The organism is Idiomarina loihiensis L2TR, from assembly GCF_000008465.1.
Lineage (GTDB): Bacteria > Pseudomonadota > Gammaproteobacteria > Enterobacterales > Alteromonadaceae > Idiomarina > Idiomarina loihiensis.
Genome location: NC_006512.1, coordinates 1,406,266 through 1,423,510 on the forward strand (window position 1 = coordinate 1,406,266; position 17,245 = coordinate 1,423,510).

The following is a 17,245-nucleotide window of genomic DNA, read 5'->3' on the forward strand; positions in this document are numbered from 1 at the left end:
CTTTTTTGATCAGTAAGATAAACTAGCGCCCGATATACTAGAGTATCCTCTGGTACGATCCAATTTAAATCGACAGAACAATCTGAGGCAGTCATGAAATCGCAGACAAAACGACCGGCAAACCCCAAGTTGGTTTTACTGAACAAGCCTTACGGCGTTTTATCTCAGTTTACCGGAGAAGAAGGCGACCAGACTTTAAAGCCGTTCATTCCCCATAACGACGTTTACCCCGCCGGACGTCTTGATAAAGACAGCGAAGGGTTGTTGTTGCTAACCAATGACGGCGTTTATCAGGCTCGCCTTGCTAACCCTAAGTACAAAGTCTGGAAAACCTATTGGGTGCAGGTAGAAGGTGACCCAAGCGAAGAGCAGTTAGAGCAATTAAGGAACGGTGTCGAGTTAAACGACGGAATGACCCGCCCAGCTGAAGCCTTCGTTATGCCTGAACCAATGAATTTATGGCCACGAAACCCTCCCGTTCGTGAGCGCAAAAGCGTTCCTGACAGCTGGCTTTGCCTTAAAATTCGCGAAGGCAAAAACCGCCAGGTTCGCCGTATGACAGCACATGTTGGGTTACCTACCCTTCGCCTGATACGGGCCGCTGTGGGTCCTTTTCAGTTAAAAACAATGCAGCCCGGCGAATGGCGTTCAGAACCACCAGTTTGGTAACTTCCTGAGCTACCCTCGTGCGCGCTAAAATGATAGAATGCGCAGCCAATTCAGGAGCTATAGTCAGTTAGGGTCAACCTATGTCAAATGCCAGTAAAAAAGTCATTGTCGGAATGTCCGGGGGCGTCGACTCCTCGGTTTCAGCTTACCTTCTTATGCAACAGGGCTATCAGGTAGAAGGCCTGTTTATGAAGAACTGGGAAGAAGACGATACTGACGAATACTGCGCTGCTTCCGACGATTTAGCTGACGCTGAAAAAGTGTGTGAAACGCTGGGTATTGAGCTGCACACAATCAATTTCGCTGCAGAATATTGGGACAATGTATTCGAGTATTTTCTGGAAGAATACAAGGCGGGTCGCACGCCTAATCCCGATATTATGTGCAACAAAGAAATTAAATTTAAGGCCTTTCTTGAGTTTGCCGCTGAAGCATTAGATGCCGATTATATTGCGACCGGACATTATGTGCGTCGTCAACAGCGTGATGGCAAATGGGAAATGCTGCGCGGCTTAGATAGTAATAAAGATCAAAGCTACTTTTTGTATACCTTGAGTCATGAGCACATTGCACAAACTCTGTTCCCGGTCGGAGAACTGGAGAAACCAGAAGTTCGTCGAATTGCTGAAGAACAAGGTCTGGTAACGGCCGACAAAAAAGACTCAACCGGTATTTGCTTTATTGGCGAGCGCAAATTTAAGGACTTTTTGCAGCAGTACCTGCCTGCTAAACCCGGCCCCATTGAGTCCGTTGAAGGTGAAGCCTTAGGCGAACACGAAGGCCTGATGTACCACACTCTGGGTCAGCGTAAAGGTCTGCATATAGGTGGAATGGCCGATAATTCTGGCGAACCCTGGTATGTTGTCGACAAAGATGTCGAACGTAACGTTTTAATTGTAGCGCAGGGGAAGAAACATCCGCGTCTATACTCTCAAGGCCTTATTGCCGGACAACTGCACTGGGTTAGTCGAAACGCCCCACCGGAGGCCTTCGATTGCACGGTGAAAACGCGCTACCGCCAGCAGGACATTCCCTGCCGGGTTACGCCGCTTAGTAACGGTGACTTTCAGGTTCAATTTAAAGAACCGGTCGCAGCAGTTACTCCGGGACAGTCTGCGGTATTCTACAGCGATGATGTTTGTTTAGGTGGCGGCATTATTGAACAACGCATTACCGACTTTGAGGTCAAGCTATGAACGAATGGCAGCAACGGGTAATTGCCTTAGCTGGCATGTCGTTAAGTGCTATGGCTGTGCAGAAGCTGGCTCGCAGCGGAGAGCTTTACCCGGAATCTATTAGCAATACCTTAGTGCACAGCCTTTTACAGCAAAACCCGGACAATATCGAAGATATTTACGGCGGACTGGACAACATTAAACCCGGTATCCAGGCGTTTATTCGCCAGGCCGGCAGCAATAAAAATAAGGACATTGAGGTTACCCGCTATCTGATAGGCCTCATTCATTTATCCAGAAGGCTCTTAAAGCAACCAGATATACTCAATTTACTGGGCGAGCGTATTACCCAGGTAAAACGTCAAAAAGAAGAGTTTGAGTTTGAAAACTACCGCATTCAGCAAAGTTTGGCTGGAATTTATCGCGAACTGATAAGCCCCCTGGGACAACCTATTCGCATTAATGGTAACCCGGAGTTTTTAAAACGGGACTCAAATCAACACCATATTAGAACCCTGCTGCTAGCTGGCATTCGCAGTGCCGTGCTTTGGCAGCAAGTAGGCGGCAAGCGTCGTCATTTCGTGTTTTCTAGAAAGAAAATGTTAGATACAGCGCAGCAACTGCTGCATGTCGCATAACCAGTAACAAGTAACAATTAACGATTTAATTAACCCTCGGAGAGCCAGTTTATGTTGCCCTTTTCCTCCTTGACGGCGGTGTCACCTGTTGACGGACGATACGCCTCAAAAGCAGAAATGTTACGTCCTATTTTCAGTGAGTACGGACTGATTAAATTTCGAGTGACTGTTGAGGTTCGTTGGTTGCAATTATTAGCCGACGTTGACGGTATTAAAGAAGTACCTGCGCTAAGTAAAGAAGCAACACAGATACTGAACTCTATTGTTGAGAATTTCTCGGTCGACGACGCTGAACGCATAAAAACTATTGAACGTACCACCAACCACGACGTGAAAGCGGTTGAGTACTTTCTGAAAGAGAAAGTGGCAGATAACGAAGAGCTGAATAAAGTTTCCGAGTTCATCCACTTTGCCTGTACGTCCGAAGACATCAACAACCTTTCTCACGGTTTAATGTTGAACACGGCTCGCGATGAAGTACTACTGCCTATGATGCAGGAGTTGGTCGACCGGGTTAAAGAACTGGCGAAAGAACACAAAACCGTTCCTATGATGGCCCGTACACACGGGCAACCGGCAACGCCAACCACAATGGGCAAAGAATTTGCAAACGTTGCCGTGCGTTTACAACGTCAGCTGGAACAGCTTAAAGCTGTAGACGTTATGGGTAAAATAAATGGTGCTGTCGGTAACTACAACGCGCACCTGGCAGCCTACCCTAACGTGGACTGGCACCACATTTCAGAGCAATTTGTTACTTCATTAGGCTTGAGCTGGAACGCTTACACAACGCAAATTGAGCCGCATGACTATGTTGCTGAATACTTTGATGCATTAGCTCGTTTTAATACCGTACTCATTGATTTTGATCGTGACGTATGGGGCTATATTGCATTGAACCACTTCAAACAGCGTACTGTTGAAGGCGAAGTTGGCTCATCAACCATGCCTCATAAAGTAAACCCTATCGACTTTGAAAACTCAGAAGGTAACCTGGGTATTGCAAACGCTGTTATGCAGCATTTAGCTCAGAAACTGCCTATTTCACGCTGGCAGCGCGACCTGACTGACTCAACCGTTTTACGTAATTTAGGCGTGGGTGTTGCCCATACTGTTATCGCATTCCAGGCTACCTTAAAAGGTTTGAGTAAACTGGAAGTTAACGAAGCCCGTTTAGCGGCTGAGCTGGATGAAAACTGGGAGCTGATGGCTGAACCAGTACAAACCGTTATGCGCCGCTACGGTGTTGAAAAGCCATACGAGAAGCTAAAGACTCTAACTCGTGGTAAGCGCATTACCAGCGATGATCTGGCGAAATTTATTGACTCTTTAGACGTGCCCGATGCTGCTAAAGACGAAATGAAAGCACTGACTCCGGCAAATTATATTGGCCGCGCCACTCAGTTTGTTGATGATCTCCTATGAAATTAGTGTTTGATAAAGACGATTTTTTAACGAACTACTGGCAGAAAAAGCCTTGTCTTATTCGACAGGGCTTTGCCGATTTTAGCGACCCTGTCAGCCCTGAAATTCTGGCTGGGCTGGCGATGGAAGAAGGCGCTGATTCGCGAGTTATTGAGTCAAAAGCAGACACTGAATCGGGTTGGTTAGTGACTCATGGCCCATTTGAGGACTACGAGAAGTTCGGAGAAACTGACTGGACTTTGCTGGTGCAGTCAGTAAACGAATGGCTACCAGACGTAGGTGAATTGATAACCCCTTTCCGCTTTTTGCCCGACTGGCGCATTGATGACGTCATGGTCAGTTTTTCCTGCGAAAACGGCGGTGTTGGCCCTCACCTGGATCAGTACGATGTTTTTATTATTCAGGGCGCAGGCTCCCGACATTGGCGGGTGGGTGAAAAACAAGCAATGCAGGAGTATCAGCCCGCGGAAGACCTCTGCCAGATAAAGGGCGAATTTAACGCTGTTATTAATGAGCACCTGACTGCTGGTGACGTTTTGTATATTCCAGCTGGCTGTCCTCATGACGGTATCTCGCTGGAACCGTCTTTAAACTACTCTGTTGGTTTTCGTGCTCCATCGAAAGCCGAGCTACTGCTGCAGTTAGGTGATATTGCGATGCAACAGAAGTCATTGCAGGAGCGCTATCAAGACCCGGCTCTAAGCAGCGAAGACGTTTCATGGGTTATTGAAAAAACGCAGCTAAGTGCATTAAAGCAGTTTTTAAAAGACGCTTTAGAAAGCGATGAAACCGACGCATTACTAGCAAAAATCATCTCCCAGTCTAAACGCCCTCTTCCCGAGCCAGAGCTGCCAACCATCGCTGAGCAAATTCCGACTCTGCTCGCGCAGCAAAATGCATTTATAGAAAAGACCTCGGGCGCACGTTTCTTAAAACTCAGCGACACGCAGTTTTACGGTAATGGCGAAGCCTTTCACGTTATACAAGAGGCTTTACCTACCGCGGAATGGCTGGCGCAACTGCAAGGTTCTGAGGCTACTGAAGAATTAGCTAAATTGGCAAAATCTGTTGCCGGGTGCGAGCTAATTGCCGAAACAATTAATCAGGGAATCATCTACTTATACATTGACGAATCCTGAGTGATTCTGTGTAAACAAGAGTTGATAAACGCCCGTTTAAATACCTAAATTTATTCACATCTTAAAGTAGCGCGAGCCTTATCTAAATGGTAATGTTCGCGCAATTTTTGAAGCAATGAGGAAGTGAAACTCATGTCTCTATACGAGCATCCCGAATTTGATCACCACGAGCAAGTGGTGTTTTGTCATGATCAGGAATCAGGCTTAAAAGCCATTATTGCCATCCACGATACAACCCTAGGTCCAAGCCTTGGTGGTACTCGTTTATGGAATTACGCTTCTTCTGCCGAAGCGGTCACCGATGTACTGCGTTTGTCTCGTGGTATGACTTATAAAAGTGCAATGGCAGGTCTGCCTTTAGGTGGCGGTAAAGCGGTTATCATCGGCGACGCGAAAAAAATCAAAAGCGAAGAACTCTTCCGCGCTTATGGTCGCTTCATCGAGTCTTTAAGTGGTCGTTACATTACCGCTGAAGACGTCAACATTCGTACTGAAGACATCGGTATGGTCGCAAAAGAGACCAGCTACGTTGCAGGCACGGCCGATAAAGCCGGCGACCCTTCACCTCATACAGCACTGGGTACTTACCTTGGTCTTAAAGCGGCAGCAAAACACAAATTAGGTAGCGAAGATCTTAAAGGTGTTAAAATTGCCATTCAGGGTCTGGGTGCTGTTGGCTACGATTTCGCCAAGTACTGCGCAGAAGACGGTGCTGAACTTATTGTTACCGATATTAACGAAGAAGCCATCGAGCGTGCCGTTAAAGAACTGGGCGCGAAAGCTGTTGGTCTGGATGAAATTTATGGCGTAGACGCTGACGTGTACGCACCATGCGCTTTAGGTGCCACCATCAATGATGAGACTTTGAAGCAACTTAAAGTCAAAATTATCGCCGGCAGCGCGAATAACCAGTTAGCTAACCCTAAACATGATAAAGCCGTTAAAGATATGGGTATTTTATACGCTCCGGACTACGTGATTAATGCCGGTGGCGTTATTCATATCTGTTCAGAAGCCGCCAACTTTACTGTGGAAGAAACAGAAAAACGTGTGCGCGGTATATACGATACCTTAGATCAGCTTTTTGCCCGGGCACAGGACGAAGACCGCCCTACCGGAACAGTCGCTGATGAAATGGCTCGCGAAATTATCGCCAAAGGTAAGCAGTAAACGTCACTGCAAATAAAAAGCCTGAGTTAACTCAGGCTTTGTAAGATTATCTCAAGCGGGTGTCTCACCCGCTTTTTTTCTATCCGTTTTATTTGTGAGCGACACGAGAATCCAGTAACCAGTACTCCACTGCTTCCATACTCCTGAACCGCTTGTTGCCAGCCCATTTGATAAAGTCCCCGGCTGTCTTCCTGGTTCTGTTTCTCATGACCAAATGTACCGGCCATGCCGCAACAGCCCACATTAACAATATTCAGCTTCAGCCCCAGATTTTGAAATAAGGCTTGCCACTGTTTAGCTGACTCAGGTACGAAACTCTGTTCGGTACAGTGCAGCATTAGACCGTAGCGGCTGGTACTGAATGAACTGATATCATCAAAGTTCAAGGTATTAAGCCATTCTACAATCGTCATTACGTTAACTTCTGGTAGTTGACCATCGCTCGCCTTGCGATACTCGTCCCGGAATATCAATGCTGTAGAGCTGTCGGGCCCAATTAATGGAATACCAGCATCAGAAATAGGTTTTAACTGCTCGGTCACCTTTTCGGCTGTTTTCTCAAAGTCGCTGATAAAGCCTTTTACGTGCTGCGCTTTACCATGTCCTAAGAACGGCAGTAAAATCGGTGTGTAACCTAACTTTTTGATAAGCAGACCCAGTTTTAGAACCAAATCGGCCTCGTAGAAGGTTGTGAACGGGTCCTGCGCAATAACCACCGAGTTTGACTTCTCATCCTCGGTCAAACTCATTATCTGCTCTGTGGTTAACTCAATAAACCCGTTTCGACGCCAGGCGGTTCTTAAGTTGGGCGTTGAGAATAACGGCGTATCGACATAGCCAATACCATATTTGAGCACAAACCGGCTTAACGGATTATTAATCAGTAAATTGCTCAACCGGGGAAACTTACTCGCTATCGGCGCGGTCTTTTCAATACCTTTGACCAGATAGTCCTTTAACGGACGAGCGTATTTACTGTAGTAATGATCATAAAAACGAGCACGGAACGTCGGCACATCGACACTGACTGGGCATTGGTTGGTACACGCCTTACAAGCCAGGCATTTGTCCATGGACTCTTTCACTTCGTGGCTGAAGTCATTTTTTCCGGTAAACCGGTTAAGCTGGCGTTTGGCAAAGCCCAATGATTCTGGCTTTTCAGCCGCGTTATAGCCGGCGTTGTGAGTTAACCGCAACCATTCACGCAAAAGCCCTGCCCGCCCTTTAGGAGAATAACGACGGTCCCGCGTTATCTTATAAGAGGGGCACATAGCGGACTTAGGATCGTAATTAAAGCACAAGCCATTACCGTTACAGTCCATCGCATTTTTATAGCTGTCGCGTGTAGCCACCGGTATTTGACGATCAAAGAAGCCGCGCTTAACGGCATCGACAGAAATAAGCTCGGCATTGGTGTTAAACGGCGTACAGATTTTCCCCGGGTTTAGCTGGTTAAAGGGGTCAAAGCTGGCCTTAATTTTTTGCAATTCGGTATAGAGATGCTCACCAAAAAATGCCGGTACGTACTCTGAGCGATACCCTTTACCGTGTTCGCCCCACATGAGTCCACCGTACTTTTGTGTCAGCTCGGCAACTTTATCACTGATTTGTCTGAGCATGACTTCATCTTCAGGCTCACACAAATCCAGTGCCGGGCGCACATGCAAAACTCCGGCATCTGCGTGCCCAAACATGCCGTAATGCAGGCCGTTAGCGTCTAAAAGAGCACGAAACTCGTTAATAAAATCAGCCAGTTTCTCCGGCGGTACAGCGGTGTCTTCAGCAAAAGCTACGGGTTTACGGCGTCCTTTAGTTGCGCCCAGCAAGCCTACCGATTTTTTCCGCATCGCATAAATAAGCTGGATACTGGGTAAATCATCACAGACTTGATAGCCAATCACACCTTTGCTGTCTTTGCTTTTAATCAGCTTGTCCAGGCGTTGGGTTAAAGAGTTAACTTTGCTGTCTATTTCTTCCTGATTTAACCCCGTGAACTCAACCATGTTGATGCCATCCATTCGCTGACCTTCAACATCAGACAATAGTGGTTCAACTGACTTCCAGATTATATCCTGACGTGCAAGATTCAGTACGGTACTGTCAACTGTCTCTACTGAGGTTGCTTTGGCATCAACTAAAAAAGGCGAGTTCTCTAAAGCAGCCTGGAAATTTGAATACTTTACGTTCACTAACACCCGGTGTTTGGGAATAGGAGTAATATTCAGCCGGGCTTCACTGACAAACCCTAAGGTTCCTTCTGAGCCCGCAATTATTCGCGAAACATCTATCTTTTGCTGCTCGGCGTTATAGGCATGTTTCAAGTCATAACCGGTTAAAAACCGATTCAGCGGCGGAAATTTATCACGAATACTCTCAGCTTCACCGACACAGGTATCAATAATCTGTCTGTAAATTCGGGCAATGCGATTATCCTGCTGTGCAACAGTTTCGGCCTGTTCAAGCGAAACCGGTCCGCTATCAAGTACAGAACCGTCAAGCAGCACAGTCTTTAAACCAAGAATATGATCGCTGGTTTTACCATAAACTAAGGAGCCCTGACCGGATGCGTCGGTATTGATCATCCCGCCAAGAGTCGCACGGTTGCTGGTCGATAAGTCAGGTGAAAAGAAATAGCCATGAGGGCGCAAAATATCGTTGAGCTGATCTTTTACCACCCCGGCCTGCACTCGCACCCAGCCCTCTTTAGGGTTAACTTCCAGCACTTTATTCATGTGGCGACTTAAGTCCACCACAATACCAGAAGTTAAAGACTGGCCATTGGTACCGGTGCCACCTCCACGGGGAGAGAACTGCACACTGCTATTGTTTTCCTGACCTGCCAGCTTCATCAGCAATACAAGGTCGGTTTGATTAAGAGGATACAAAACGGCCTGAGGCAGGTTTTGGTAAACGCTGTTATCCGTGGCCGCGATTAAACGGCCCGAATAACTCACGTCAATTTCACCTGCAAACTCTGAGCTTCTTACCTGCTCAATAAAGTGCCGGTAGTCATCTGGTAACGCATTCTCAGCAGCAATCTCAGGTAATACAGTCATACTTATAGGTTTTCCGCCAGGTACATCCAGGTTTCAATAACGGTGTCCGGGTTCAGCGATACCGAATCAATGCCCTGATCAACCAACCAGGCTGCAAAATCAGGATGATCCGACGGGCCCTGACCACAAATACCAACGTACTTACCGCGTTTCTTCGCCGTTTGAATGGCCATTGCCAGCAATTTCTTCACAGCTTCGTCACGCTCATCAAATAAGTGCGCGATAACACCGGAATCACGATCCAAACCTAAAGTTAACTGGGTTAAATCATTAGAGCCAATAGAAAAACCGTCGAAGATATCGAGGAATTCATCGGCCAGCAGAGCATTAGAAGGAAGTTCACACATCATAATAACGCGCAGGCCATTTTCGCCCTGAACCAGCCCCTGCTCGGCCAGAAGTTCAATTACTTTACGCCCTTCTTCAAGAGTTCTGACAAACGGGATCATGATTTCGATATTGGTCAGACCCATATCGTTACGAACGCGTTTAATTGCTTCACACTCTAATGCAAAGCAGTCCCGGAACTCTTCTGAGATATAACGCGACGCGCCCCGGAAGCCCAGCATTGGGTTCTCTTCACCCGGCTCATACTGTTTTCCGCCAATAAGATTCGCGTATTCGTTCGACTTAAAGTCAGACATGCGCACAATGACGCGTTCTGGAGAGAATGCGGCTCCCAAGGTAGAAATTCCTTCGACTAAACGCGCTACGTAATATTCGCGAGGGCTGCTGTAGCCGGCCATCATGCTATCAATCGTCTGCTTCAATTCGTCGCTTTGCTGGTCATAATTAAGCAAGGCTTTAGGGTGAACCCCTATCATCCGGTTGATAATAAACTCCAGACGAGCCAGACCAATACCGGCATGAGGTAAGCTGGCGAAATCGAAGGCTCGGTCCGGGTTACCCACGTTCATCATAATTTTTAACGGTAGATCCGGCATGGCATCAATTTGTGATTCGGTGATATCAAAGTCCAGTTCACCCTGGTAGATATAACCGGTGTCGCCTTCGGCACAAGAAACCGTAACGGCCTGACCATTACTGATATGGTCAGTTGCGTCACCGCAACCAACAACCGCCGGAATGCCCAGTTCGCGTGCAATAATCGCTGCGTGGCAAGTACGACCACCGCGGTTAGTAACAATGGCCGCCGCACGTTTCATAATTGGTTCCCAGTCAGGGTCGGTCATGTCGGTAACTAATACATCGCCCGGCTGCACTTTATCCATTTCGCTAATGTCATTCAGAACACGAGCAACACCACGACCAATACGCTGGCCAATAGCGCGCCCTGTGCAGACAACGTCGCTTTTAGTTTTTAACGCAAAACGCTCAATGGCTTGCCCTTTTTGGTTTGACTGAACCGTTTCAGGACGTGCCTGAACAATATACAGCTTGCCGTCGACGCCATCTTTTGCCCACTCAATGTCCATTGGACGACCATAATGCTCTTCAATGATAAGAGCTTGCTTAGCCAGTGTTTCGACTTCTTCGTCTGTTACCGAGAAGGTCTGGCTCTTCGATTTTTCTATGTCTTCTATTAATGTCTGTTTTCCATGTTCTCTGTCGTCAGAGAAAATCATTTGAATTTTCTTGCTGCCCAGAGTTCTGCGCAATACTGAAGGGCGCCCTGCTTTTAAGGTTGGTTTATGTACGTAGAATTCATCTGGGTTAACCGCCCCCTGCACGACCATCTCACCAAGACCGTAAGATGAGGTAATGAAAACCACATCATCAAAACCTGACTCTGTGTCAATGCTGAACATAACCCCGGAAGAGGCAATGTCACTGCGTACCATACGTTGTATACCAGCCGACAACGCAACACCGCGGTGGTCGTAGCCCTGGTGAACGCGATAGGAAATAGCGCGGTCGTTAAATAATGAAGCAAACACGTGTTTAATGGCTTCCATTACACTACTTAAGCCACGTACATTCAGGAAGGTTTCCTGCTGGCCGGCAAATGAAGCATCCGGCATATCTTCTGCCGTCGCTGAACTGCGTACCGCAAAGCTAAATTCGTCGTTGTTTTCACTTAACTCAGCAAAAGCGTCTTTAATAGCTGCTTCAAATTCTGGTTGAAAAGGCGTATCAATAATCCATTGGCGGATTTTTTTGCCAGCCTGAGCCAAGGCCTGTACGTCGTCAACATCAAGCGTGTCGAGCAAATCGTGAATACGATCGTTTAAACCACTTTGCTCCAGAAACTGGTTATAGGCATCAGCCGTTGTTGCAAAACCACCGGGCACTTCAACTCCTGCTCCGGCTAAGTTACTGATCATCTCACCCAGCGAGGCATTTTTGCCACCCACTCGGTTTACGTCCTGCATTCCCAGATGTTGGTACCAAACTACGTATTCTTGCACGTCACAATCCTTAATTGATTTTTCGGCATGGAAGTGGCATCTATTTTACACGCTGTGGCCCAACAAGTTAATATCGAACCTACAATCGGTTAAAAAGAGATTTGCCAGTGCGCTATGCATTTTACATTTCAGATGGTACAGCATTGACCGCCGAGGCCTTTGGCCACGCGCTTTTGTCCATGTTCCCGGTCAATTTTGAGCACAAAACATTACCTTTTATCGATAATCAGGAAAAAGCAAATGAGGTGTGTAAAACAATAAAAAAAGCCGTTTCCGACAGTGGTGAGCCACCTTTAATCTTCCATACTTTCGTTAACGAGAAGCTAAAAGCAAAAATTACCGACTGTGGAGGCATTTGTTACGACTTTTTAGACCACTTTATTGCTCCGGTGGAAAAAGAGCTGGGTGTTAAGGCGGAACCGAAAACACACCGTACTCATGGTGTACATAAAAACTACAACTTCAGAATAGATGCCATCAATTACGCGCTGGATAACGACGATGGCAAACGCTTAAATCAACTGGATAAAGCTGACCTGATTTTAATTGGAGTGTCGCGTACAGGGAAAACGCCGACCAGCTTATACCTGGCCATGCAATACGGAATTAAAGTTGCCAACTACCCTCTGACCGACGATGACGACTTTGAACGACTGCAATTGCCTAAAGAACTTAAGCAATATCGTCATAAGCTATTTGGATTGACCTTGTCGTCACAGCGTTTACATGAAATTAGAAGTCAAAGACGGGAAGGCAGCCAATACGCTTCTATGGCGCAGTGTCGGTTTGAGCTAGCTGAAGTTGAAAGGCTCTATAGCCGGGAGGCAGTACCTTTTATCAACTCAACTCATTATTCAGTAGAAGAGATAGCCGCAAAAATTCTGGCTAAAACAAACTTAGAGCGGCACCGTTACTAATGCCGCTCTAATATTCTGAGAAGCTACACTTTACTTCGCGTTGGTGCTTTCAAAAATTTTGTCCGCCGACGCTGCAACAAAGCCGGTATACAGTTTGCCGTCTTCAATTTCGTAGCGCTTAGCAAACTCATAGAAGCAACTGGGGATCTCAACAGTCTTATCAGAAAACTCAACTGGATGACGGTCAGCCATAGTTGATGATTGTTCCAGATAAACTTCCGGAGACCCTTTGATTTCGCCGCCAGACGTATTCAGTTTGAAACCATTGTCTTTTAACTTCTGGTTTACCTGCTCAAGCGTTTTATAGCCCGGTAACTGGTTAACGCTGACCGTAAAGTGGTTAGCGCAATAGCCAAATGCAGCCATCCACGCAGCGTACTCACTTTCTTCGAGCAATGACTGGTAATCGGCATAACTGACTTTCCAGTGCGTACCCGAATAAAGAAAGTCCGGCTTTTTAGTGTCTTCAGCCGAAACCTGAGCCACCATATCTTTGACTTTGCTCTGCAGTTCATCAGAAAATTCAGCCGTCATTAATTCGCTGATAAATACTTTTGGCAATTCAGGGTCTTCATGCTCAAAATGTTTTGCACGCAGTTTTTTCGCTTCAAAGTGGTAGTCACCACCCTCTTTGTAACCTAAGTCCAGAAAATGTTGTGCCAGTACTTCCAGACCAACAGGACTGATATCAAAAGTCCGAAAAGCAACATGATCATTAACGATCGGATGCCCTTCGCCTAAAATTTGATGCACCTTTTTTGCTGAAGGTGTACGCGATAAATAATCTTGCCACAAGTTTTCAAATAACACTTCTACCTGTTGCGACATATAAAAAATTACCTCTTAAATATTCGGTTAAAGGGGATGATCAACCCGCGCCGTTGCGAGCTGCTTTTAATGATTCTGCGACTAAAAACGCTAATTCTAGCACTTGATCGGCATTCAGTCGTGGATCGCATTGAGTCCGGTAACGACTGGACAAATCTGCTTCACTTATACGGTAGGCACCGCCGGTACATTCTGTAACATCTTCACCGGTCATTTCCAGATGGATGCCCCCTGGGTAAGTGCCTTCAGCTTGATGAATCGCAAAGAAATGTCTTAATTCTTTATGTATGGCGTCAAAATTCCGGGTTTTCAAGCCATTATCAGCCTTAATCGTATTGCCATGCATGGGGTCACTTGACCAGACCACGTTACGACCTTCCTGTTTTACACGGCGCACTAACTCGGGCAATTTATTAGCCAGATTATCGGCGCCCATACGAGTAATTAATGTTAAACGTCCGGGTTCGTTGTCAGGGTTCAATGCGTCAATTAACTGAATGAGCTCATCACCTGGCATGGTTGGGCCCACTTTTACTCCAACTGGGTTATGAATGCCGCGCATAAACTCGACATGAGCTTGATCTAACTTACGAGTACGTTCACCAATCCAGACCATATGCGCTGAGCAGTCATACGGCAAACCGGTTAATGTGTCAGTGCGGGTTAAAGCTTGTTCATAAGGCAATAACAATGCCTCATGCGAGGTGAATAGCGAAGTCTCGTGAATGGCCGCGTTATTCTCTGAGTTAATGCCCAATACTTCCATAAAGCGCAGCGCCGACTGAATTTCTTCAGCTATTTTCTGGTAACGCTCTTTTAACGGATTAGAGGCAATAAAACTTAAGTTCCATTTATGCACCTTGTGCAAGTTGGCCAGACCGCCCTGCGCAAATGCTCGCAACAAGTTCATGGTCGCTGCGGAGTGATGATAAGCTTTAATCATGCGTTCAGGGTCAGGTTGACGAGCCATTTCCTCAAACTCTGAGCCATTAATGATGTCACCACGGTAACTGGGCAGACTGAGATCGCCAATGGTTTCAAAGTCACTAGAGCGCGGCTTCGCATACTGCCCGGCCATGCGTGCAACTTTTGTCACCGGACAGGAGCCTGCAAACGTCATGACAATGGCCATCTGCAGAATGACCTTAAAAGTGTCACGAATTTTCGGTGCGTTGAAGTCACTAAACGACTCTGCACAATCGCCGCCCTGCAGCAGGAAACCTTCTCCTACGCAGACATTCTTTAACTGGTTTCTTAACGCTCGTATCTCTTCTGCGAACACCAGTGGCGGGAACTGACTCAGTTGCTGTTCTACTGCCTGCAACTGCGACGGATCTGAATACGTCGGTTGTTGTTCTATTGGCTTATCGCGCCAACTGCGCGCACTCCATTGGGCCATAACAAAAATTTATCCGCTTTATCGGTGAGTAAGAGTTAAGAATGTACCTCTGTATCCCTTGAAAAGCAACGACTAACGCCGTTGCTCAAGAGCATGAATTCGTTCTTCTAAAGGCGGGTGACTCATAAACAATTTCGACATAGTTGAGCGTTTTCCTTTAATACCAAACGCCAGCATAGTGCCATCGAGTTCCGACTCTTTGCCTTGCTGTAAGCGACGTAAAGCAGCAATCATTTTTTGTTTACCAACTAAATCTGCGGACCCGGCATCTGCTCTGAACTCACGCTGACGAGAGAACCACATAACAATAGTGCTGGCTAAGACGCCAAATACGATTTCCAGCAACATCACGACACCATAATAGGCGAACCCACCACCCCGCTGGTTATCACCGCCCCGCATTATCGCGCTGGCAATGATCCGCGCAAAAAACATGACAAACGTATTTATCACGCCCTGGATTAAGGTCAGCGTCACCATATCGCCATTAGCAATATGACTCATTTCATGTGCAAGAACCGCCTCAACTTCGTCAGCATTCATGCTTTGTAATAGTCCGGTACTGACCGCAACCAATGAAGCATTTTTACTGCGCCCGGTAGCAAAAGCGTTAGGCTCCGGTGATTGATAAACCGCGACCTGAGGCATAGGAACCCCTGCTTTTTGCGCCTGTTGCTGAACGGTACGGAACAACCATTCTTCAGACTGGTTCTGTGGTTTTTCTATGACTCTGGCTCCGGTTGAACGAATTGCCATCCAGCGTGATATCCAGAGCGATACAAACGCACCACCAAAACCAAACAGTGCACAGAACACCAGTAAACCCACTGACCCTTGTGCATCAATGCCGGTTACCGCCATCACAATATTAAAGACCACGCTAACAACCAGCAGAATGGCCATGTTAGTCGCTAAAAACAGCAAAACTCTCTTCATTGCTCGTACTCCGGGGAACTTAGTCTGCTAAGTTATGTGGGGGTATTTAGTCGTATTTCAATCTTACTTATGGAAATAAATGCTCAAATCTTCCTCTGTCCAGCCTGGCAAATAAGGAATACTAGCGAGCTCTTTTTCGTCCAGCAACTCACGTAAAGACGCCAGGTTCTCGGCCTGTCGCGGCATCGGCTCCGGCCCGGTTTGCACGGCAATCCAACCTGCAACATCGCAACCTTCCTGCTTTATTGATTGCAGGCTAAGCAACGCATGGTTCAGGCAACCCAGTTTTAACCCGACCACCAGCACAACTTTCGCATTAACCTCCTTTACCACTTGCGGCATACGCAGTCCGGAAGCCAGAGGTAACTGCCAGCCACCGGCACCTTCAATCACTAAACTGTCTATTGGCCGCTCATGAAACCAGTCTACCGCTTTCAACAGGCGTTCTTTGTCTATGACCACGCCACTGTCTGCTGCCGCAATATGAGGCGCAATTGCGGCTTCAAAGGTATAAGGATTAACTCTATCGTAATCAAAGGAAGTATTAGACTGACGCATTAAATTCAGTGCATCTTCATTCACCAACTGCCCGTTTTGCCAATGACAACCGGATGCAACTGGCTTCATTACCGCAACTTGTTGCGACTGCTTTACTAAGTATTGAACAAAAGCACATGCTGCAACGGTTTTTCCTGCGTCAGTGTCTGTTCCGGCAATAAAATAAGTGTTCATATCAACTTAAACTCAATGCTACTTAACTAATTTAATATTAAGAATTGACCATTCAAGTGGCAATCCCTGCAAAGTTCTATGATTTTCGAAGGCATTTTCCAACTGCTGTAAGCGGTTGCGCGTCATCAGTCCGGCGTTATCAGTTCGCCTCACATAGTTGGCACCAACTCCCTTAATACTGCCTATAAGTTCACGGACACTGGCAAAATACTGGGTGTGTTCTTCTGTCACGAATTCTGAGTGACGCCAGTTAACTGAGTCGACTTCATTCTGCACCCTCTCTGCAGATTTAAAGCGGTGCGTATGTTGCAAATCGTCCACTTCATTCCAGCTTTTTGTGAAAGAGTTGAAAGTGCCCTCAATAACGGTATTAACGGTTACAACCCCACCCGGCTTTAAAACTCGATAAGCTTCACTCATCGCATTTTGCAAATTATCGACCCATTGCATAGACAAATTAGCGAAAAGCCAGTCGACTGAATTGTCAGCTACTGGCAAAGCTTCCCACTCGCCATTAAGCCAACTCAGTTCCGGATAATCAGCGGCAGCTTTAGACAACATAGCCGGAGCAATATCAACACCAAGGTAATGATTCGCACGGAGTAATAGGTCTGCTGTCGTTGACGCGGGGCCACAGCCAACGTCAAGCGCCTGATTCACATTAGCCGGCCCGAGGCTTAATAGCCGGTTGGCTGTTAAGCGCTGAATACTTGCGTGCTGGTGATAGTCTTTTGCCGCCTTATTGAACTGCCGCGCTACCGCCTGTTGAAAATTCAATGGTTTCATAGCGGA

The 17,245-nt window shown here is 46.8% G+C and carries 14 protein-coding genes; 7 read left to right on the forward strand and 7 right to left on the reverse strand.

Annotation, left to right across the window (positions count from 1 at the left end; translation table 11 throughout):
- Positions 1 to 93 precede the first annotated feature (93 nt).
- From IL_RS06725 to IL_RS06750, 6 genes are all read left to right on the forward strand, one after another.
- Positions 94 to 669 (forward strand): pseudouridine synthase, encoded by a 576-nt coding sequence (locus IL_RS06725; RefSeq protein WP_011234555.1) that lies wholly within the window; start codon positions 94 to 96, stop codon positions 667 to 669.
- An 80-nt stretch (positions 670 to 749) separates the two neighbouring features.
- Positions 750 to 1,865 (forward strand): tRNA 2-thiouridine(34) synthase MnmA, encoded by a 1,116-nt coding sequence (mnmA, locus tag IL_RS06730; protein WP_011234556.1) that lies wholly within the window; start codon positions 750 to 752, stop codon positions 1,863 to 1,865.
- Positions 1,862 to 2,482 carry a high frequency lysogenization protein HflD gene (gene hflD, locus IL_RS06735; RefSeq protein WP_011234557.1) on the forward strand — a complete coding sequence of 207 codons (621 nt, stop codon included), beginning with the start codon at positions 1,862 to 1,864 and terminating at the stop codon, positions 2,480 to 2,482. Before mnmA ends, hflD begins: the two co-directional genes overlap by 4 nt.
- A gap of 54 nt (positions 2,483 to 2,536) precedes the next feature.
- Positions 2,537 to 3,907, forward strand: coding sequence for an adenylosuccinate lyase (gene purB, locus IL_RS06740; RefSeq protein ID WP_016341327.1), 1,371 nt, complete (start codon positions 2,537 to 2,539; stop codon positions 3,905 to 3,907).
- Positions 3,904 to 5,046, forward strand: coding sequence for a cupin domain-containing protein (locus IL_RS06745; RefSeq protein WP_011234559.1), 1,143 nt, complete (start codon positions 3,904 to 3,906; stop codon positions 5,044 to 5,046). The genes purB and IL_RS06745 overlap by 4 nt, the downstream gene beginning before the upstream one ends.
- Before the next feature lie 132 nt (positions 5,047 to 5,178).
- Positions 5,179 to 6,216: a Glu/Leu/Phe/Val dehydrogenase dimerization domain-containing protein gene (locus IL_RS06750; RefSeq protein WP_011234560.1), complete on the forward strand. Its 1,038-nt coding sequence runs from the start codon at positions 5,179 to 5,181 to the stop codon at positions 6,214 to 6,216.
- Positions 6,217 to 6,242: 26 nt separating this feature from the next.
- Here IL_RS06750 and IL_RS06755 read toward each other — a convergent pair whose 3' ends face one another.
- Positions 6,243 to 9,272, reverse strand: a complete 3,030-nt coding sequence (locus IL_RS06755) for a D-2-hydroxyglutarate dehydrogenase YdiJ (protein ID WP_011234561.1) — start codon at positions 9,270 to 9,272, stop codon at positions 6,243 to 6,245.
- Positions 9,273 to 9,274: 2 nt separating this feature from the next.
- Positions 9,275 to 11,641: a phosphoenolpyruvate synthase gene (gene ppsA / locus IL_RS06760; protein WP_011234562.1), complete on the reverse strand. Its 2,367-nt coding sequence runs from the start codon at positions 11,639 to 11,641 to the stop codon at positions 9,275 to 9,277.
- Positions 11,642 to 11,748: 107 nt separating this feature from the next.
- On the opposite strand from ppsA, the gene IL_RS06765 reads away from it, so the two are divergent.
- Positions 11,749 to 12,558 (forward strand): posphoenolpyruvate synthetase regulatory kinase/phosphorylase PpsR, encoded by an 810-nt coding sequence (locus tag IL_RS06765; RefSeq protein WP_011234563.1) that lies wholly within the window; start codon positions 11,749 to 11,751, stop codon positions 12,556 to 12,558.
- Between the two features lie 30 nt (positions 12,559 to 12,588).
- Here the strand turns inward: IL_RS06765 and IL_RS06770 are convergent, their stop codons facing one another.
- The 5 genes from IL_RS06770 to IL_RS06790 all read right to left on the reverse strand — a co-directional run bounded on the left by IL_RS06770 (position 12,589) and on the right by IL_RS06790 (position 17,239).
- Complete coding sequence (locus IL_RS06770) at positions 12,589 to 13,386, reverse strand: DUF1338 domain-containing protein (protein ID WP_011234564.1); 798 nt, start codon at positions 13,384 to 13,386, stop codon at positions 12,589 to 12,591.
- Positions 13,387 to 13,426: 40 nt separating this feature from the next.
- The gene (locus IL_RS06775; RefSeq protein WP_011234565.1) at positions 13,427 to 14,785 is read right to left on the reverse strand and encodes a class II 3-deoxy-7-phosphoheptulonate synthase; all 1,359 of its coding nucleotides are present in this window, start codon (positions 14,783 to 14,785) and stop codon (positions 13,427 to 13,429) included.
- Between the two features lie 72 nt (positions 14,786 to 14,857).
- A complete protein-coding gene (gene htpX / locus IL_RS06780; protein ID WP_011234566.1) occupies positions 14,858 to 15,721 on the reverse strand; it encodes a protease HtpX in 864 nt (287 codons plus the stop codon).
- 63 nt (positions 15,722 to 15,784) lie between these two features.
- Positions 15,785 to 16,453: a dethiobiotin synthase gene (gene bioD / locus IL_RS06785; RefSeq protein WP_011234567.1), complete on the reverse strand. Its 669-nt coding sequence runs from the start codon at positions 16,451 to 16,453 to the stop codon at positions 15,785 to 15,787.
- A gap of 18 nt (positions 16,454 to 16,471) precedes the next feature.
- Entirely contained in the window at positions 16,472 to 17,239 is a 768-nt protein-coding gene (locus tag IL_RS06790) for a methyltransferase domain-containing protein (RefSeq protein ID WP_011234568.1), read from the reverse strand.
- Positions 17,240 to 17,245 lie beyond the last annotated feature (6 nt).

Coding starts and splice junctions, on each gene's coding strand:
- IL_RS06745 (WP_011234559.1), top strand. CDS start 3,904: ATGAAATTAGTGTTTGATAAAGACGATTTTTTAACGAACTACTGGCAG.
- bioD (WP_011234567.1), bottom strand. CDS start 16,453: ATGAACACTTATTTTATTGCCGGAACAGACACTGACGCAGGAAAAACC.
- IL_RS06755 (WP_011234561.1), bottom strand. CDS start 9,272: ATGACTGTATTACCTGAGATTGCTGCTGAGAATGCGTTACCAGATGAC.
- mnmA (WP_011234556.1), top strand. CDS start 750: ATGTCAAATGCCAGTAAAAAAGTCATTGTCGGAATGTCCGGGGGCGTC.
- htpX (WP_011234566.1), bottom strand. CDS start 15,721: ATGAAGAGAGTTTTGCTGTTTTTAGCGACTAACATGGCCATTCTGCTG.
- IL_RS06750 (WP_011234560.1), top strand. CDS start 5,179: ATGTCTCTATACGAGCATCCCGAATTTGATCACCACGAGCAAGTGGTG.
- hflD (WP_011234557.1), top strand. CDS start 1,862: ATGAACGAATGGCAGCAACGGGTAATTGCCTTAGCTGGCATGTCGTTA.
- IL_RS06775 (WP_011234565.1), bottom strand. CDS start 14,785: ATGGCCCAATGGAGTGCGCGCAGTTGGCGCGATAAGCCAATAGAACAA.
- IL_RS06770 (WP_011234564.1), bottom strand. CDS start 13,386: ATGTCGCAACAGGTAGAAGTGTTATTTGAAAACTTGTGGCAAGATTAT.
- IL_RS06790 (WP_011234568.1), bottom strand. CDS start 17,239: ATGAAACCATTGAATTTTCAACAGGCGGTAGCGCGGCAGTTCAATAAG.
- IL_RS06725 (WP_011234555.1), top strand. CDS start 94: ATGAAATCGCAGACAAAACGACCGGCAAACCCCAAGTTGGTTTTACTG.